The organism is Nocardia amamiensis (assembly GCF_015477605.1).
In the GTDB taxonomy this organism is placed as follows: domain Bacteria; phylum Actinomycetota; class Actinomycetes; order Mycobacteriales; family Mycobacteriaceae; genus Nocardia; species Nocardia amamiensis_A.
The window spans coordinates 1-18,097 of record NZ_JADLQX010000023.1 but is presented as its reverse complement, the minus strand read 5'-3'; the positions used below and the strand labels follow the sequence as shown (position 1 = coordinate 18,097).

Sequence of the window (18,097 nt, the reverse complement as noted above, 5' to 3'; positions counted from 1 at the left end):
GGGCCGAATGAGGAGCCCGTTGTGTCGGACAATTTCCTGCTGGCCACCCGATCCGAGAAATCGTCCGCGGACCTCAGCGAGTGCTACTACGGAGAGCACACCATGACCGGCGATGCTGCTGCGATCCCGCCAGCTTGGCGGCAGTCCCGAAGAGGGAGCTTCCGACCTCTGCAGGACGAAAGTCCCGCGCAGACGATGCTGTTCATGGAGTTCTGGTCCGCGGCCATGCGCCACACCGAGCTTCGCCGAGAATTCGCTCAAAGATACGCGGCGATACGGGGAACCATCGGATCGCTCGTCGCAAGCGTGCGCGGCGCAACGGGAGTCGAGGTCGGATTGCCGGACGACATGATCGGGCCGATCGTCACCGCACTCGCCGATGGATTTGCTCTGCAACGGCTGGCCGATCCTGAATCGGTGCCGGATTCGCTGTTCGTCGAAGCACTCCGGGCCGTGCTGCGAATCCGGGATTGACTCCGCATCGGCCTCGGTTCCGTCCATCATCTGCTTCGGACAAGACTTGAACGTCGGCAGGATCGCTGCGTTGGCGCTCTGCATCGCCACTCTCGTGCTTGCCGCCGCCGTCCACCGGTCGATGGATCGCCGCCGGAAAGCGGCCGCCGAATCCGCCACAAGCGGGCGCCTACCCGCCGTACCCGTATCACAGACTCACGCCGGTGGCCAGCGCGGCGGTGTCGCGATCCTCAGCTCGGTGCCAATCCCTTCCGGTAGCCGGTAATAGCCGATCAGTGGGCGATAGCTCTCGAGAGAAACTCCTCGAGCCGGTCAGCGAAACCGGGTGCCGCCGGGACGAAATGGCCCGCACCCGGTGCTACGAGCCGTTGTGCCCCGAGTGTGTCGGCGAGCAGGTCGGAGATCCGTTCGAGGCCAGGAGAGTGTCCGCCCGATGCGACCAGAGCAGGAATCCCGGCCGCGCGCACGGCGGTCAGGTTCGGTCGTGCCTGTCCCGGTAGACGAGCGCCCCACGCGCGGCGAACGGCCCGATCGGACAGTCGACTCCCTTCTGCATCGGGTGCCCCTGCGAGAGTGAGGAATTCGCGCAGTATTGCGGGGTCGGCGTCGAGACCATGGGTGAGCACCGTATTTCCCAGCTTCAGAGATAGTGAGCTGTTTCTGCATTTTTGCAGACAGCACCTGCGCATTTCTCTCTTGCCCGCACGCAAGTTTGGCACCAATACTCACCAGTCGAGCCGTGTGTGGTGCGTCACATGCACCGGGCGGCCTCATGCGTGAAGAGAAAGACGAGGTACGGCGGGATGACGTCCACCAGTGCGGAAACCAGCCCAGAAAAGCATGAAGCAACCAGTTCCGAACGGGGCCTTGCGCGGGTTGCGCAGTCGCTCGCGAGGTGGACAGAGAAGTGGTTTCCGGACGCCTACGTCGTCGCGCTGGCGGGGGTATTCATCGTGGCCGTCGCCGCACTGGCCAACGGCTCGTCGCCGCGAACAGTCGCGAACGCGTTCGGCGACGGTTTCTGGGATCTGACCGCCTTCACCCTTCAGATGGCCATGGTGGTGCTCACCGGATACGTCATCGCCACCTCCCCGCCTGTCGCTCGGCTGATCGACCGGCTGGCCACCGTGCCGCGAACCGCCAGCAGCGCAGTGAGCTTCGTTGCGTTCCTCGCCATGTCGATATCGCTGCTGAACTGGGGACTCAGTCTGGTTTTCGGCGGTCTGCTCGCCCGCGCGATCGCCCGTCGGACCGATCTGCGCGTGGACTATCGGGCGCTCGGCGCCGCGGCGTTCATGGGACTGGGCGCCGTGTGGGCGCTGGGAATATCCTCCTCGGCCGCGCAGTTACAGGCCACTGCCGGCTCGTTGCCTCCGGCGCTGCTGAGAATCACCGGTGTCCTCGACTTCGGGCACACGATCTTCACGTGGCAGTCCCTGCTCATGTGCGCCGTCATCATGGCGCTCACGGTGGTGATCGCGCACTTCTCGGCACCGAAGGACGCAGCGATCAAGACCGCCGAGGAACTGGACGTCGATCTGGATGACCAGCCTGCGGAGGTGGCTCCACGCTCTCGTCCGGGGGAGTGGCTCGAGTACAGCCGTCTCCTGCCGATCTCGGCCGGGGTGATGACGGCGGGCTGGTTGATCTCGCAGCTGTTCACCAAACCGGTGCTCACCGTGGTCAGCAGCCTGAACGGTTATCTGCTCGTCTTCCTCATGCTGGGCTTGGTGCTCCACGGGACCCCGCGCAAGTTCTTGCAAGCCGTCTCGCTCGCCGTACCCGCCACGGCCGGAATTCTCGTCCAGTTCCCGCTGTACGCCGCCATGGCCGCGATCCTCACCAAAGCCAAGGGCAGGGGTGGTCTCACCGTGTCCGAACACCTCGCGGAGTTCTTCACGAGCATCGGCGGCGGCGGAAGCTTCGCCGTCGTCATCGCCCTCTACACTGTGGTGCTCGGCGTCCTCGTCCCGTCCGGCGGCGGAAAATGGCTGGTCGAAGCCCCCTACGTCATGCAGGCATCGACAGACGTCCAGATGAACCTCGGCTGGACGGTCCAGATCTACAACGTGGCAGAAGCGCTGCCGAATCTCATCAACCCATTCTTCATGCTGCCGCTGCTGGCAGTGCTCGGACTGCGGGCGCGCGACCTCGTCGGCTTCACGTTCCTGCAGTTCCTATTCCACCTCCCGGTGGTACTGCTTCTCGTATGGTTGCTCGGAATGACATTCGAATACGTCCCCCCGATATTGCCCGCCACCCCGTGACCTCGGCGCCTTCAGGTGATGTCGGTCGCGGCCGCCTTCTGGCGGCTCCGATCAGAGACTTGTCCTCGTGCCGCCGATCAGCAGCGAGAGCGACCGGTTGGTTCTTCTCACGACGCGCCGGATAGCCATCTTCGAACGCGGCCGGATGCCGAATTCTTGCGGCGTCGTGTTCCGCGGGTCGGGTCGAGCCAGCCGGGTAACGGTTCTCGCGCGGCAAGCCAGGTCTGCGGCACCCCGGCGATGGGACCGGGGCGAGGGCCGGTCCCGGTGTAGGCGGCGACGATCCCGCCGACGATGGCGCTGGTGGTGTCGATGTCTCCGTCTGCCGCAATGCATGTGGTGATCGCGGCCGGGTAGTCGTCCAGATGCGTTGCGGCGACCCACATCGTGAACGGGACTGTGTTCTGGGCGGTTACCAAAGATCCGTTGCCGAGTTCATTCGCGGCCTCCTCTGCGGAGGCTCCGAGCAGGGTGCGAGCGTGGCGGATCAGCCGGCTCGTGTCACCCTCGTCGAGGCGGTCCAGGACGGCGGTGATGAATTCTTCTGGTGTGGGCCGACTCCCGCGCAGGCGGGCATGAGCGGCCTGACCGGCCGCGAGGGCCACCGCGACCGCGCCGAGGACGCCTTCGGGATGCATGTGCGTCACCTGCGCCGACCGGACCGCCTGGGCGGCGATTTTTTCCGGATCGCCCGCGTAAAAGGCGCCCAGGGGGGCGACCCGCATGGCCGCACCGTTGCCGCAGGAACCCTGGTGATCGAACACGGTTCCGGCCGCCTGCCGCCAATGCACGCCGTCCCTGATTCGGCGCAGTGTGTCGACCGCTAGGAAGCCGTAGTCACGGCTCGGGTCGAACCGTCGCGCGAAGGCGGCGGCAAGCCGGTCCTGGTCGATCCCTCCGTGACTGGAGAGTTCGGTGACCACGGTGCAGGCCATTTCGGTGTCGTCGGTCCATCCCCACTGTCGGGCAGGGAGATCGCCTGCCTGAAGAGCCGGAATCGACCGGCCCATGATGGGGAATTCCGCCCCCAACGCATCCCCGACAGACAGCCCATCGAGTGAATCGAGCATCAAGTCAACATGCATCGCGTCCGATGGTAGTCATGCGGAAATTTATTCGCTCGTTACTGGTGTCAGGGCCACATTCCAGAAGTCGGCATAGCGGCCACCACGGCGCAGCAGCTCGTCGTGGCTGCCCTCTTCCACAATCCGGCCGCTATCCAGGAAGACGATGCGATCGGCGCGCCGGACGGTCCGCAGCCGGTGCGCGACCATCACCACTGTCCTGCCTGCCATCAGGCGCTCGATTCCTTCGTGGACGGCCGCTTCGTTGACCGGGTCGAGTGCGGAGGTCACCTCGTCCAGCAGCACGATGGGCGCGTTCTTCAGCAGCGCCCGCGCGATCGAAACGCGTTGCCGCTCACCACCGGACAGCAGTGCGCCGCCCTCGCCGACTTTGGCGGCCCATCCGCCGGGCAGTCGCTGGATCACCTCGTCCAACCGTGCCGCGGTCGCTGCCGCCCGGACTTCGGCGTCGTCGGCATCGGGACGGCCGAGACGCACGTTCTCCTCGATGGTGCCGTCGAAGAGATAGACGTCCTGGAAGACGATGGCGATCTGCCGCATCAGCACGTCGGTGCTGATTTCGCGCACATCAACCCCACCCACGCGCACCGCGCCGGCGTTCACGTCGTAGAACCGTGCGAGCAGCTGCAGCAATGTGCTCTTACCCGCACCCGACGGTCCGACAACGGCAAGCCGCTGTCCCTCGGGCACGAGCAACGATACGTCGTCGATCACCGTGCGGTCGCCATGTTCGAAGGCGACGGACTCGAACTCCACGTCATGGCCGACCGGCTGAATCGGTTCGGCAGCTTCCGGCAGCGGCTCGGTGCGCAAGACCGTCTCCAGTCCGGCGAGCCCGACACGAGCGCCGCGCATCTGGCCGCCGATTTCCGACAGCGACAGCAGCGGATCCGCGCAGCGGGCGGCCAGCACCAGGATCGCCAAAACCTCTGCTACACCGATATTCCCGCCGAGCGCGAGGTAGGCGCCCAAGGCGAGCAGCGCGGTGAATGCCGCCTGTACCGCGAGCGTCAGGCCCACGATGCCGGGCAGCGCCGACAGCATGGAACGGCGGGACGCGCGCTCGAGTCCGGACAGCGAGTCGTCGAGCAACCGGAAGCGTTCGGCAGTCCGGCCGCCGGCCCGCAGCACCGGCTGGGCCTGCAGGTATTCGATGACTCTCCCCGTGGACTCCTTGGCGCGTTCGGTGCGCTCGGCATCGGCGGCGGCCATCGAGCGGCCCGTCCAGATCTGGATCGCCGCCACGACGGGTACGGCGGCCAGTGCGGCCAACCCCATGTGCCAGTCGAAGGCGAACATCACGACAACGATCGTCAGCGGAGTCACGCTGGCGGAGATCAACGGCGCCAGCAGATGCGCGATCACGCTCATCGCCTGCAGCACACCCTCGCTGGCGAGAACCGACACCTCCCCGACGCGCCCGGCGGTGAACCATCCGAGGGGCAAGCGGGCCAGACGATCGCCGAAACGGTGATAGACACCGCGCAAGAGCGTGGTCCCGACGTGGAAACCGGACAGATCGCTGCGATAGCGCAGCGCCGCGTAGCCCGCGACCGCAGCCCCGAAGGCGATCAGCCAGGGCCAGGCGTCCGAGGGCGTGCTCCCGAACAGTGCCCGCAACACCGGAACCAGCAGCGCGTAGGACAAACCTTCGGCTACCGAGGTTGCCGTCATCAGGGCCACTGTTCGACGCACGGGATGGGCGTACTCATGTCCCAGCACACGCAGCAGCATTCGAATCATCGGGACTCGTCTCCTTGCAATGTCTCATCGGCGAGGTCCGCGGTTACACTCCGCCGGGGCCGGAGCTCACGCCGCAGTACGCTGCCGAGGGTTTCGATCTCGTCGGTGAGCGCCGATCGGTGGGATTGCCAGAATTCGGCGAACTTTCCGTTCCGTGCCAGCAGTTCGGCGGGTTTGCCGCGCTCGACGATCGACCCGTTCTCCAGCATCACGACGGTGTCGGCGTCGGCGATCGTCTCCAGGCGATGGGCGATGACCAGGATCGTCCGATCGCCCTCCAGCGTCGCCAGCGCCCGGCGCACCGCGTGTTCGGTGTGCGGGTCGGCGAAGGCGGTGGCCTCGTCGAGCACCAGAATGGGTGCGTCGGCGAGCAGAGCGCGCGCGATGGAAATCCGTTGCGACTCACCACCGGACAGTTGGACGTCCGCGCCGAGCACCGTGTCGTATCCGTGCGGCAGTTCGAGAATTCGCTCATGAATATTGGCCAGCTGGGCGGCGCGAACCACGTCGTCGCGGTCGGCATGCGGTACGGCCAGCGCTATATTGTCCGCGACCGACGCGCGCAGCAGCCGAACGTCCTGGAAGACGAACGAGACCATCCGGAACAGCTGCCGGCTGCCGAGTTCGCGCAGATCGACACCGCCCAGCAGGACCGAACCGTGGGTCGGGTCGAAGAACCGCGGCAACAGCTGCACCAGGGTGGACTTTCCGCTTCCCGACGGCCCCACGATCGCGGTGACCGTCCCCGGCTCGAGCTCCAGGTCGATCCCGCGCAGCACCTCGTGATCGGCTTCGTAACCGAATCGCACATCACGCAGTTCCACCCGGTGTCCCTGTGGTGCGACCGGCTGCGCGGGTTCCGGGAGCGATTGCACCGCAAGGACTTCCCGGATTCGATCGACTGCGCGGCGGGCGGCCTGCAGATCGTCGAAGCCGTGGCCCAGCGCCGCGACCGGAGCGGTGAGTCCCAGTCCGAGCAGCAGGAAGGGCAGCAGATCCGCCGGGGCCAGAGAACCGCTCGTGATCAGAACCGCACCGCCGATGAGCACGACCAGCAGCACGAACGGCGGCGACAGCACCACCTGCATGCCCGCGGCGATTCCGGCGAGACCGTGCACCATGCGGAGGAACGAGTCCGCGAAATCGTCTGCGGCGGTGCGGAATTTCCGGTGCGCGCGCTCGCCTGAACCGAACGCCTTGACCACCGAGATTCCCTGCACGAACTCGACGGCCGCATTGGCGATCCGGCCCATCCCCGCATCGAACTCCTTCTGCTCGCGCAGCCGGGTCGGGGTCATCATCAGCGGGACCAGTGCCACCGCCAGCGCCACCGGGATCAGCGTGATCAGGGTGAGCCGCCAGTCGATGGTGAACAAGTAGATCAGCGATACCAGCGGCACCACGAACGCGGCGACGAGGTCGCCGGGGGTGTGGGCGATGAACGGGTGCACGGCACTGACGTCCTTGCCAACGACCTTCGCCAGTTCGCCGGTGCTGCGCCGCGAGAACCAGCCGATCGGTACGCGCCCCAGCCGCGCGGCCAGTTGCCTGCGAAACGACAGTTGCACCCGGCTGTCGAGCAGATGCCCGATTCCGGACGACGCGGCCGTGAACAGCAGTCGGACGAGGAACCCGACCGCGCCCGCGATCACGACCAACCAGACGTGACCCTGATCAATCGCACTGGACGACAACATAGTTCGACCCAATTCGACAACCGCCAGCAACGGTGCCAGACCAGCGACAGCGCCGATGATCTGCAGGACGACCACGGCGGCGAGACCGCCTAGATAAGGGCGCAGCAACTGTGCTCCGCTCGGTTCCGCCGAGGAATCGAAATCTGCTGGAGGCGGTGTGGATTGTTTCCTCGCTTCGGCGAGGTCGATGGTGGTCATCGTTCTCCTGTCTTCGTCGATCTCGTCGCGGCAATGCCGCCGCCAGTCCGAGTGCGGTCGTGTGCGCTCAGGAATCGAGCCAGTCAGAGGCGGTCGGTCGGCCGGTGAGCCGGGTGGTTGCGGTGACGACGGCGTGGGCACTCGGCGGTGCCATCGGGTCGCCTGCGGATCGACAGCAAATCTTGACAGTGGAAAGATAGGGCTGAGCGCGCGAACTTGTCAATGTCTAGATTGGTCGGTGGTTCGCATCTCCGGCCAGGGCGCGACGTAGTACGGCGGCGAGTTCGGCGTTCTGCCGCTGGGACACCTCGGCGGACAGGATCGCCTGCGATCCGTGGAACGTGCCCGGCCACTGGTGCAGCTCGACCGGCACTCCCGCATGCAGCAGGCGCAGTGCGTAGTCGACGTCTTCGTCGCGGTTCGGACAGAACTCCGCGGTGGCGATGTAGGCGGGTGGCAGTCCGGACAGTTCGGTGGCCCTGGCCGGGGCGGCGTACGGCGTGGCGGGAGTGGAACCCAGGTAGTGTCCCCACATCTGGGCGACTTTGTCGCGGGTCAGGAACGGCGTATCGGTGAAATGCCGCGCCGACCATGTCTGCTGCCGGTCATCGAGGACGGCTTGGTTGAGCAGCTGGAAGCGGATCGGCGGCCCTTGCTGGTCACGCGCCCGCAACGCCACCGCGGCCGCGATCCCCGCGCCGGCGCTGTGGCCTCCGATCGCGATTCGCGCCGGGTCGATGCCGAGCTGCGACGCGTGCTCGGCCGCCCAGGTCAGCACCGCGTAGACGTCATCGTGCGCGGCGGGGAAGGGGTGTTCGGGCGCCAAGCGGTAGTCCACTGAGATCACTGTCGCGCCGGAGGCGTTGGCGAGCCGCGCGGCCCACGGATGTTCGGTGTCCACATCACCCATGACGAACCCGCCGCCGTGCAGCCACACGATGGCGCCCTGCGCGCCGTGCGACCGATAGATCCGCACCGGCACGTCGAAATCGGCGGGCACCGTGTGGTTTTCGATCTCCAGGTTCGCGGTGTCCGGTACCGGTATCGCGGCGGCGAGCTTGGCGAGGTTCTCGCGGGCGGTGATCGGGTCGCTCAGGTCGGCCGGAGGGAAGAACGGGACGAATGCTTCGAGTTCGGGATCCATGATCATGCCGTCGATGGTCGCGCCCGCCGGGCATGCCGCGCTTCCGGCGAAAGGAGTCGCTGTCTACGTGAATACGCGTACGAAGAGTGCGATCGACTGCGTCAGTCGTCGTAGCCGGCCAGCCGTTGAACGACTACCGGACATTTGCAAGGAGTACGTCGTTGTCGAAGCGGTTCCTGCGCCAATTCTCTGACGCAGAGCGATATCTCATGTGTGCGCGCATCGTGCTCATGGCTGTCGGTTCCGCTCGGGACGGATGAACCGCTCATCGCTACGGGGTGAAATCACTCAGCCCGGTCTGGTAGGCGATGACGACCAGCTGCGCACGGTCGCGCGCACCTAGTTTCACCATCGCACGGCTGACATGCGTGCGTGCGGTGGCCGGACTGAGAAACAACGCGGCGCCGATCTCGTCATTGCTCATGCCCTGCCCCACCAGGGCCAGTACTTCGCGCTCACGGTCGGTCAGCACCGCGAGCCGGTCCTCGGCGGACTTGGCCGCCCTGCGCTGCGCGGTGAACTGGCTGATGAGGCGGCGGGTGATCCGGGGTGCGAGCAGCGCGTCACCGGCCGCGATCACCCGGATGGCGTGCAGGAGTTCGGCTGGGCCCGCGTCCTTGAGCAAGAACCCGCTCGCGCCCGCCTGCAAGGCATCGAAGACGTTCTCGTCGGTGTCGTACGTGGTGAGGATGAGGACCTTGACCCGCTCCATCCCGTTGGCTTCGGCGATCTGGGCGGTGGCGCGTATCCCGTCCAGCCGTGGCATGCGGATGTCCATCAGGACGACGTCCGGCCGGGTGGCGCGGGCCATTTCGACGGCCTCCGCGCCAGTGGTGGCTTCGCCGACCACCGTGATGTCGTCTTCCAGGTCGAGCAGGACTTTGAAGCCGGAACGGACCAGACGTTCATCGTCGGCGAGCAGTACCTTGATCGGTGGCGTGGAGTTCACAAGCGGGATCCGACCGGGGCGAGCGGCAACCGGGCAGTGACCTCGAACCCGCCGTCGGGACGCGACGTAGCGTCGAGTTCACCGCCGAGCAGCTGGCAGCGTTCGCGCATTCCGACGATCCCGCGGCCGGTCGCAGGGGAGCCGGCGGCGCGGGCCGGGATGTGCGCGGGGTCGCGGCGGCCCTGATCGATCACCCGTATCCGCAAGGCATCGATGCCGGGTTCGAGCGCCACCGTCACCCGGGTCGGGCCGACGTGGCGGATCACGTTGGTGATCGATTCCTGCACGATGCGGTACGCCGCGCTGCCGACCGCGCTCGGTAGCGGCGTCACCGGGGAAGTCTGCTCGAAAGCGATGTCGAGCCCCGCATCGCGGGCCTTGCCGACGAGTTCGTCGATCTGATCGAGACCGGGGTAGGGTTCGCGCTCGTCGCCGTCGCGCAGCACACCGAGGATGGCTCGCATCTCGCGGAGTGCCCGCGAACTGGTCTGCTCGATGGTGCGCAATGCTTCGCGGGCCTGTTCCGGTCGCTTGTCGAGCACGTGTGCGGTGACACCGGACTGCACGTTGATGATGGCGATCGCGTGGGCGACGGTGTCGTGGACTTCGCGGGCGATCCGCAGCCGTTCCGCGTCGACGCGCGCCCTGGCTTCCTCGTCGCGGGACCGTTCGGCCAGTTCAGCCCGTTCTTCCGCATCGGCGGCGATGACTCGGCGGGATCGGACGGATTCACCGAGTATCGTGCTGATCACCGACGCGCCGATCCGGAAGAACACCCAGCCGATGGCCACGAGCGGTTCCACATCCGCTGCCGCGATCAGCCAGCCGACGGCGAGAACCGTGATGCCAGCACCGGCGATCATCAGCGATCGCCGACCATCGCCGTACGCGGCGAGGGTGTACAGGGCGACGAAGAGTGCGAGATAGGAAGCCCGGTCGGGGAAGTCGTGACCGAAATAGATCAGGCTGGCCACCGCCGTGACCAGGAACATCAGGACAGGCGACCGGCGGCGGGCGGCGACGGCCACACCACTCACGATCAGCAGCGCATATCCGAAGCCCGAGACCGGCGTCGAGACCGGCTCGAGCGGCACCGGGATCGCGGCACTCTGAACCTGGATCGCGGTAACGAACAGCGCCAGCAGAACATCCGAGAACCAGGCGGGCCGACGCGAGAACCAGGCAGAAAGCTGCCGTGACGCCGCCCGTTGAACCATGCCGTGAGCGTACGGCATCCGCGAGTGCTCGCGCTCCTGCCCGGACACTCGATCGGCTACGACGACCGACGCAGCCGATCGCGATTCTCGTACGCGTATTCGCGTAGACAGCGACTCCCGCTGCCGGAAGCCGAGTATGCCTGGCCGCCGTGACGATTCACAGCATGAAAAAAGCCTTCACCGGCCTGGCGGCCGTGCTGCTGCTCGCCGTCATCGCCCAGTTCTATCTGGCCGCCAGCGGTGCGTTCGACAACGCGCCCGTCGAGGAATCCTTCCAGCCGCATCGCACACTCGGATACGCGATCCTCCTCTTCGCGCTCGTGATCACGATCGCCGCCGCCGTCGCCCGGATGCCGGGACGGATCATCGGGCTGGCCGGACTGGTCACCGGGTTGGTGATCGGTCAGTCGGTGATCCGGGAAGTCGCCAAATCGTTGGGTGATGGCTCGAGCAGCCATTTCGTCTTCGGCGTGCACGCGATCAACGGGCTGGCCATCATCGCCGTGATCGGGATGATCGTGCGGCAATCGCACAAGATTTCGCGGAAACCGGCCGAATCCGCGCGCACGGCGTCATGACGACAGCCACCTGGATGGTCTTAGACCATGCCCTCGCATTGCTGAGCGTCGTCGCGTGGTTCGCGGCAGGCGCCATCATGGCGCTGCGCCGTGCCAGGCCCGCCCTGGCTTTCCTGGTCGTGGCCCTGCTGGTGACGTCGGCCAGGGCCGCGCCGGTGACGGTGCTGGCCGGTCGAGGTTGGTGGTTCGTCCAGGAGAAGGTGCTGCTCGGGCTGCCGATGCTCGCGGTGGCCGCGCTGGCCGCCGCGGTGCTGGCCGGACCACGGCTGCTCGCGCAAGTCACGGATGACCAGCGGCCGGAAACCATCGATGCCGCAGGCGTCGTCGCGCTGCTCACCGCCGCTTACGTCGCGTTGGCAGGTTTCGTGGTGACCTTCCTCGTCGGATACCCCCTCACCGTCGGCATCGCGCTGATCACTATCGCGCTGGTGCTCGCGGGCGCGCTGCTGACCGCGCTGGTGCTCGCGACACCGAACCCGGTCGAGGAACCGGACGCCGATTCGGCCGGGCCGGAGGTTTCGCGCCGTCGCTTCCTCGGCGTTGCCGGTGGGGTGGTTGTGGTCGGCGCGGCCGGTACCGGCGTCGGCCTGTCGGTGCGGCCCGGCGCGTCGGTGGCAGACGGAGGTGGTCCGGGTCCGGCGTCGCACGCGGCTGTATCGGTAACCGAACTGCGTGGCGCCGACACACCGGCACCGGGCGGCATTCGGCGCGAACACGTGTTGGTCGCCCGGAAATCCACCGTGGGCTTGGAGTCCGGAGGCGAGATCGACGCATGGACCTTCGGCGGTACGGTGCCCGGTCCGCCGATCACTGCCACCCAGGGCGATCTGATCGAGGTCACACTGGTCAATCACGATATCGGTGACGGAGTGACCTTGCACTGGCACGGCTACGACGTGCCGTGCGGGGAGGACGGTGCGGCGGGCATCACCCAGGACGTCGTGGCACCCGGCGGCGAGTTCGTCTACCGATTCCGCGCCGAACAAGTGGGAACCTACTGGTATCACACGCATTACGCGTCTCACGTCGGTGTACGCCGGGGCCTCTACGGTGCCCTTGTCGTAAAACCTCGCGATGAATCCGACACGGAATCATTGGATCTCACTCTGCTCGTGCACACCTTCGACGGCACCGCCACGATCTCGGGCGGCGGCGAACACATCGCACGGCCGGGTACCGCGGTACGGCTGCGGCTGATCAACACCGATTCCGATCCGCACAGGTTCGCGCTGGCGGGCACGTCGTTCCGGGTGGCCGCGGTGGACGGCCGCGACCTCGAGCAGCCCGGCGACATCAGCCGGACCGGGCTGCGGCTGCCCGCAGGCGGGCGCTACGACCTCGTGTTCGCAATGCCGAGCACGTCCGTGGCACTGGTACTCGACGACCGCGCCGCCACAGTGTGGTTGCGGCCCCAGGCCGGTGCCTCTGACGACGAGCCCGCCATGCGGGACACCGCGGGATGGCCCGAACTCGACCTGCTGACCTACGGATCCGCGGTCCCTGTCACGTTGCGAACAGGCGTTGCCGACCGGCACTTCACCCTGGTTCTCGACCGCGGGATGGCCATGGTCGACGGATCACCGGCATACGCGCACACCGTCAACGGCCGCGGACACCCGTCGATCCCCGATCAGCTCGTCGCCGAAGGCGATATCGTCCGGTTCACCGTGGTCAACCGGAGCCGCGAGACCCACCCCTGGCATCTGCACGGTCATCCGGTGCTGATCCTGTCCAGGGACGGGACGCCGTCGTCGGGCAGCCCACTGTGGGTCGACACCTTCGACGTTCGTCCTGGACAGGTATGGGAGGTCGCGTTCCGGGCCTCGAATCCGGGCATCTGGATGAACCACTGCCACAACCTGTCTCACGCCCATCAGGGGATGATGCTGCAATTGCGCTACGACGGTGTCACAACTCCATTCGGCGGGATGCACGCAGTCGGCTCGAGCCATAACCACTGACGACCGCACAACCAGGCGTGCTGTCGATGACGCGAACCGCGCGGCGAAATGGTCTCCGCCGGAGGCGCAGGCGGTTGCGGGTCTGTTCGTCGGGCTCTCACTCATCAGCGGTAGTGAGCATCCGGCCGTCGTCGCCCGCCTGCGCCGCCGGGGGTCCGCTGGTCGCGCGGTACGCCGAACGCGCGACCTCGAGTGCCGACAGTGACTCCGGTCATATCGCGCGGCGTGCTGGCCGTCGCGACCTGGCCGATTACCTGAACGTATGTAACTGCCTTGGAAAGTGCGTACTTGTCCCGACTACTCAGACGCACACAGACTCGGTCCGCATTTGTCTGGAATTGGAGTCGCAAATGATCGATCGGGAACGCACCTCGGTGACCGTGCTCGGCACCGGGTCGATGGGCCGCGCGCTCGCTGAAGCCTTCCTCGCGGCAGGGCATCCGACCACCGTGTGGAACCGCAGCCCGCACCGGGCGGCTCCGTTGGTGGCCGCGGGTGCGAAGCAGCAACTCGCCATCGCCGATGCCATCGCCGCCAGCCCGGTGATCATCGCGTGCATGACCACATTCCGAGCGACCCACGACAGCCTGGCTCCGGTGGGAGTGGGGCTCAGCGGACGCACGCTCGTCACCCTCAATAGCGGAACACCCTCCCACGCAAAAGAATTGGCGCAGTGGGCAGCCGATCAGGGGGCGCGCTTCCTCGGCGGCGCGATCAAGAACGTGCCCTCGGCCGTGGGCAAGCCGGACACGTGGTTGTATTTCGGCGGCGAGCAGGCCGCCTTCGACGAGCACGCGCAGACGCTGCGGGTACTCGGCGGCGACCTCGTCTACCTGGGCGCCGAACCGGACCTGGCCGCCCTCTACGAATCCGCCGTGGGCGCCACGTTGCTGCCCGCACTGCTCGGCTTCTTCGAAGGCGCGGCGATTCTGGCCGCGCGCGGTCTGGCGGCCCGCACGATGGTGCCCTATTCGGCCAAGTGGCTACAGATGATCGAGTCGCTACTGCCGGTCATGGCCGAGGAGATCGATGCCAGGGACTACACCCGGCTCGGCTCTTCGATCGCACTGTTCCACGCCGCGATCGCCGATGACGAGCAGCTCGGGACGGAGTCGGGCCTCGACATGTCCTGGCACGCACCGATGCACGACCTGCTGCGTCGAGCGGTAGCCGACGGCCGCGGTGAGCAGAGCATCACGGCACTGATCGAGCTGCTCGCAAAACCGGCCACACAGCGATAGGCCCTGAACCGGTGACTTTTGCTCCACGGTCGCTAGAAATGACCAAGCCGAGGATGACGGCGATCGCGACGGGCGACCGTCCGTCAATGCGTCCGCACATCGGCACTCTCGGACATTCGTGAGGTCGACTGGGATGTCGGCGGGCTGGAACAGTCGCCGTTGTCTTCGGATCAGCGGTGGAGCTGAGAGGGCCAGAGCTGTAACGGCTTTCGGTCCTGGTCGAGGAGATGATCAACTGCATCTATTCCGGACGTTACAGTGATTTCACTAACGAACTATTGTGGTAACAACGGCTGCCGGTGACCCGACAAACCAGTCATGACTCTGAATCCCAAGCAGCTGCAACGCTTTTCGGCCCGTGCCGGTGTCATCGCAGCGGTGACTGCCGCCGGGGTGGTCGGGCTCGCAGCGCCGTCTACCGCCATTCCGCATGACCCAGGCTTTCCGTTCTCGCCGACCCTGACGCGCCTGGTGCCGACCAGCTGTTCCGCGATCATCGACGCGGTCACCGTGCGGCAGGAGAAGCCCGGCTCGTTCGGCGTGCGGGTGAAGGTCACCCAGACCGGGGACAGCTGCTCGGACTGGAAGGTCGCTGTGCGCTTCAAGAACCTGGATACCGGGTACGCGGACGGGCAGCAGCACCGCGTCGTGAACGGTGTCGTCCAAAACACGGTGGACGGCGTGATCGTCGGTTTCGGCACGGCGCCGGGCGTCGGCCGGGTGGAGGCTCGGATCGTCGCGCTGGACTCGAACGACAGAGATATGGAGCAGCTCTCGGGTACGGCGACGTTCACACTGAGCTGAGCACAGATGCCGTGTCCAGAGATCGCTGGCCACGGCACACTCGGCGGTCGGTCACCGTGCAGTATCAGCATGGTGTGGGCACCATTGCGGAACTCGTCCCGCCGCCGTAGCGATCCCGCCTGCACACCTCAGGGACACCGCCGGACCGGCACGTGCCGTCCCACGCCGCAGATGACAGATGGTCGAAGGCAAGCGCGGGATAACGTCCGGTCCGGGGACTATCAATGCGCATTGGCGGATTACCGCTAATAGACTTGACGGATGACATATTGAGATGTCATCATCAATATGGGAAGGCGCCGGAATTCAGGTGTCTATTTGTTTGTCTTCCTCGACATCGGTCGAGTTCGGGTGTAATTTAGGGACTTCGCGCCGGGGCGCGTGCTGTCCAACTCTCGAAATATGAAATGACGGTAAGAAGAGGCACTGTCGGCATGCCGCTTTCTGCCGGTTGTTGTCGAGTCATGTTCGGGCGGCCTCCGGCACGGTGCGTAAATGTGAAATACAGCCCACAGGACAAACAGATACCGTGCCGGCCGCGCGAACGCGCGGGCGGTGCGAGGCGCTGGAAGGACGCATCTTGGCAGTCTCTAGTCAGACCGAGGTCAGTGCCGGAGTACCCGTCGTCAGCGGAGTCTCCGGAGCGCCGAAGCGGGTCTCGTTCGCCAAACTCCGTGAGCCGCTGGATGTTCCGGGTTTGCTGGAGGTTCAGGTCGATTCGTTCCAATGGCTGATCGGTGCGCCTGCCTGGCGCGAACGGGCAGCGGCGCGCGACGACTCACCTGGGAGTGGATTGGAGGAGGTGCTCGAGGAGATCAGCCCGATCGAGGACTTCGCCGCAACGATGTCGTTGACGCTCTCCGACCCCCGTTTCGAGGAGGTCAAGGCCTCGATCGACGAGTGCAAAGACAAGGACATGACCTACGCGGCTCCGCTGTTCGTCACGGCGGAGTTCGTCAACAACAACACCGGTGAGATCAAGAGCCAGACGGTCTTCATGGGTGACTTCCCGATGATGACCGACAAGGGCACGTTCATCATCAACGGCACCGAGCGCGTGGTCGTCTCGCAGTTGGTCCGTTCGCCCGGTGTCTACTTCGACGAGTCCATCGACAAATCCACCGATAAGACGCTGTACAGTGCGCGGGTCATCCCGTCGCGCGGCGCATGGCTGGAGTTCGACATCGACAAGCGCGACACTGTCGGCGTTCGCATCGACCGCAAACGCCGTCAACCGGTGACAGTCCTGCTCAAGGCGCTCGGCTGGACCAGCGAGCGGATCACCGAGCGGTTCGGTTTCTCCGAGGTCATGATGACGTCCCTGGAGAAGGACAACACACCTGGCACGGACGAGGCGCTTCTCGATATCCATCGCAAGCTGCGCCCGGGTGAGCCGCCGACGAAGGAGTCGGCGCAGACCCTGCTGGAGAACTTGTTCTTCAAGGAGAAGCGCTACGACCTGTCGCGCGTGGGCCGGTACAAGCTCGACAAGAAACTCGGCATCCACACCGGCGAAGTGCGCTCACGGGTGCTCACCGAGGAAGACATCGTCACGATCATCGAATACCTGCTGCGCCTGCGCGCCGGTGATGCGGTGATGACCGCGCCAGGCGGCATCGAGGTTCGGGTCGAGGTCGACGACATCGACCACTTCGGTAATCGCCGGCTGCGCACCGTCGGTGAGTTGATCCAGAACCAGTTCCGGGTGGGCCTGTCTCGGATGGAGCGCGTGGTGCGCGAGCGGATGACGACTCAGGACGTCGAGGCGATCACGCCGCAGACGCTGATGAATATCCGCCCCGTCGTCGCGGGGATCAGGGAGTTCTTCGGAACCTCACAGAGTTCGCAGTTCCTGGACCAGCGGAATCCGCTCGCGAGTCTGACCCAGAAACGTCGCCTCTCGGCGCTGGGCCCGGGTGGTCTGACCCGGGAGCGTGCCGGCCTCGAAGTCCGCGATGTGCATTACAGCCATTACGGCCGGATGTGCCCGATCGAGACGCCCGAAGGTCCGAATATCGGGCTGATCGGCTATCTGTCGGTGTACGCGCGGGTCAACCCGTTCGGCTTCATCGAGACGCCGTACCGAAGAGTGATCGACGGGACGGTGACCGACGAGGTGCACTACCTGTCCGCCGACCAGGAAGACCTGCACGTCGTGGCGCAGGCGAATGAGCCGCTCGATGCCGGGGGACGCTTCATTGCCGCGCGAATCGCCGTGCGTCGCAAGAATTCCGAGGTCGAGCTCGTTGACTCCGCCCAGGTCGACTATATGGATGTGTCGCCGCGTCAGATGGTGTCGGTGGCGACCGCGATGATTCCGTTCCTCGAGCACGACGACGCCAACCGCGCCCTGATGGGTGCGAACATGCAAAAGCAGGCGGTGCCGCTGATCCGTTCCGAGGCGCCGATCGTCGGCACCGGCATGGAGCTGCGCGCCGCGATCGATGCCGGAGATGTCGTGGTCAACGACAAGCCCGGTGTGGTCGAGGAGGTCTCCGCCGACTACATCACCGTCATGCACGACGACGGCACCCGCAAGTCGTATCGAATGCGCAAGTTCGCTCGTACGAACCAGGGCACCTGCTCGAATCAGCGTCCGATCGTGGACGAGAGTCAGCGGGTGGAGCAGGGTCAGGTGCTGGCCGATGGTCCGTGCACCGAGAACGGTGAGATGGCTCTGGGTAAGAACCTGCTGGTGGCGATCATGCCGTGGGAGGGCCACAACTACGAGGACGCGAT

General features: G+C 65.9%; 13 protein-coding genes. 7 read left to right on the top strand and 6 right to left on the bottom strand.

The genetic code is table 11. The annotated features are described in order from the left end of the window. Window positions 1-21 precede the first annotated feature (21 nt). Both IU459_RS38735 and IU459_RS26430 read left to right on the top strand, forming a co-directional pair. A complete protein-coding gene (locus tag IU459_RS38735) occupies window positions 22-474 on the top strand; it encodes a TetR family transcriptional regulator C-terminal domain-containing protein (RefSeq protein ID WP_195132283.1) in 453 nt (150 codons plus the stop codon). Window positions 475-1,277: 803 nt separating this feature from the next. Then, window positions 1,278-2,741 (top strand): short-chain fatty acid transporter, encoded by a 1,464-nt coding sequence (locus tag IU459_RS26430; protein WP_195132282.1) that lies wholly within the window; start codon window positions 1,278-1,280, stop codon window positions 2,739-2,741. A gap of 107 nt (window positions 2,742-2,848) precedes the next feature. Here the strand turns inward: IU459_RS26430 and IU459_RS26425 are convergent, their stop codons facing one another. The 6 genes from IU459_RS26425 to IU459_RS26400 all read right to left on the bottom strand — a co-directional run bounded on the left by IU459_RS26425 (window position 2,849) and on the right by IU459_RS26400 (window position 10,774). Beyond that, window positions 2,849-3,826, bottom strand: coding sequence for an ADP-ribosylglycohydrolase family protein (locus IU459_RS26425; RefSeq protein WP_228838559.1), 978 nt, complete (start codon window positions 3,824-3,826; stop codon window positions 2,849-2,851). A gap of 27 nt (window positions 3,827-3,853) precedes the next feature. After that, entirely contained in the window at window positions 3,854-5,569 is a 1,716-nt protein-coding gene (locus tag IU459_RS26420) for an ABC transporter ATP-binding protein (RefSeq protein ID WP_195132281.1), read from the bottom strand. Continuing rightward, window positions 5,566-7,464, bottom strand: coding sequence for an ABC transporter ATP-binding protein (locus IU459_RS26415; protein ID WP_195132280.1), 1,899 nt, complete (start codon window positions 7,462-7,464; stop codon window positions 5,566-5,568). Before IU459_RS26415 ends, IU459_RS26420 begins: the two co-directional genes overlap by 4 nt. A 226-nt stretch (window positions 7,465-7,690) precedes the next feature. After that, the gene (locus IU459_RS26410) at window positions 7,691-8,614 is read right to left on the bottom strand and encodes an alpha/beta hydrolase (RefSeq protein WP_228838558.1); all 924 of its coding nucleotides are present in this window, start codon (window positions 8,612-8,614) and stop codon (window positions 7,691-7,693) included. A gap of 265 nt (window positions 8,615-8,879) precedes the next feature. Further along, window positions 8,880-9,557, bottom strand: a complete 678-nt coding sequence (locus IU459_RS26405) for a response regulator transcription factor (protein ID WP_195132279.1) — start codon at window positions 9,555-9,557, stop codon at window positions 8,880-8,882. Next, window positions 9,554-10,774, bottom strand: coding sequence for a sensor histidine kinase (locus tag IU459_RS26400; protein WP_195132278.1), 1,221 nt, complete (start codon window positions 10,772-10,774; stop codon window positions 9,554-9,556). The genes IU459_RS26405 and IU459_RS26400 overlap by 4 nt, the downstream gene beginning before the upstream one ends. Before the next feature lie 164 nt (window positions 10,775-10,938). Between IU459_RS26400 and IU459_RS26395 the strand changes: the two genes are divergently transcribed. From IU459_RS26395 to rpoB, 5 genes are all read left to right on the top strand, one after another. Next, a complete protein-coding gene (locus IU459_RS26395; RefSeq protein WP_195132277.1) occupies window positions 10,939-11,352 on the top strand; it encodes a DUF6220 domain-containing protein in 414 nt (137 codons plus the stop codon). After that, window positions 11,349-13,313 (top strand): multicopper oxidase family protein, encoded by a 1,965-nt coding sequence (locus IU459_RS26390; protein WP_195132276.1) that lies wholly within the window; start codon window positions 11,349-11,351, stop codon window positions 13,311-13,313. Before IU459_RS26395 ends, IU459_RS26390 begins: the two co-directional genes overlap by 4 nt. Before the next feature lie 350 nt (window positions 13,314-13,663). Then, window positions 13,664-14,554, top strand: a complete 891-nt coding sequence (locus tag IU459_RS26385) for an NAD(P)-dependent oxidoreductase (RefSeq protein ID WP_195132275.1) — start codon at window positions 13,664-13,666, stop codon at window positions 14,552-14,554. A 318-nt stretch (window positions 14,555-14,872) separates the two neighbouring features. Further along, a complete protein-coding gene (locus IU459_RS26380; protein ID WP_228838557.1) occupies window positions 14,873-15,358 on the top strand; it encodes a hypothetical protein in 486 nt (161 codons plus the stop codon). Between the two features lie 580 nt (window positions 15,359-15,938). Beyond that, window positions 15,939-18,097 (top strand): DNA-directed RNA polymerase subunit beta (gene rpoB / locus IU459_RS26375; protein ID WP_440446530.1); only part of this gene is annotated, 2,159 nt, incomplete at its 3' end.

Coding starts and splice junctions, on each gene's coding strand:
- IU459_RS26430 (WP_195132282.1), top strand. CDS start 1,278: ATGACGTCCACCAGTGCGGAAACCAGCCCAGAAAAGCATGAAGCAACC.
- IU459_RS26425 (WP_228838559.1), bottom strand. CDS start 3,826: ATGCATGTTGACTTGATGCTCGATTCACTCGATGGGCTGTCTGTCGGG.
- IU459_RS26420 (WP_195132281.1), bottom strand. CDS start 5,569: ATGATTCGAATGCTGCTGCGTGTGCTGGGACATGAGTACGCCCATCCC.
- IU459_RS26415 (WP_195132280.1), bottom strand. CDS start 7,464: ATGACCACCATCGACCTCGCCGAAGCGAGGAAACAATCCACACCGCCT.
- IU459_RS26410 (WP_228838558.1), bottom strand. CDS start 8,614: ATGATCATGGATCCCGAACTCGAAGCATTCGTCCCGTTCTTCCCTCCG.
- IU459_RS26400 (WP_195132278.1), bottom strand. CDS start 10,774: ATGGTTCAACGGGCGGCGTCACGGCAGCTTTCTGCCTGGTTCTCGCGT.
- IU459_RS26395 (WP_195132277.1), top strand. CDS start 10,939: ATGAAAAAAGCCTTCACCGGCCTGGCGGCCGTGCTGCTGCTCGCCGTC.
- IU459_RS26390 (WP_195132276.1), top strand. CDS start 11,349: ATGACGACAGCCACCTGGATGGTCTTAGACCATGCCCTCGCATTGCTG.
- IU459_RS26385 (WP_195132275.1), top strand. CDS start 13,664: ATGATCGATCGGGAACGCACCTCGGTGACCGTGCTCGGCACCGGGTCG.
- IU459_RS26380 (WP_228838557.1), top strand. CDS start 14,873: ATGACTCTGAATCCCAAGCAGCTGCAACGCTTTTCGGCCCGTGCCGGT.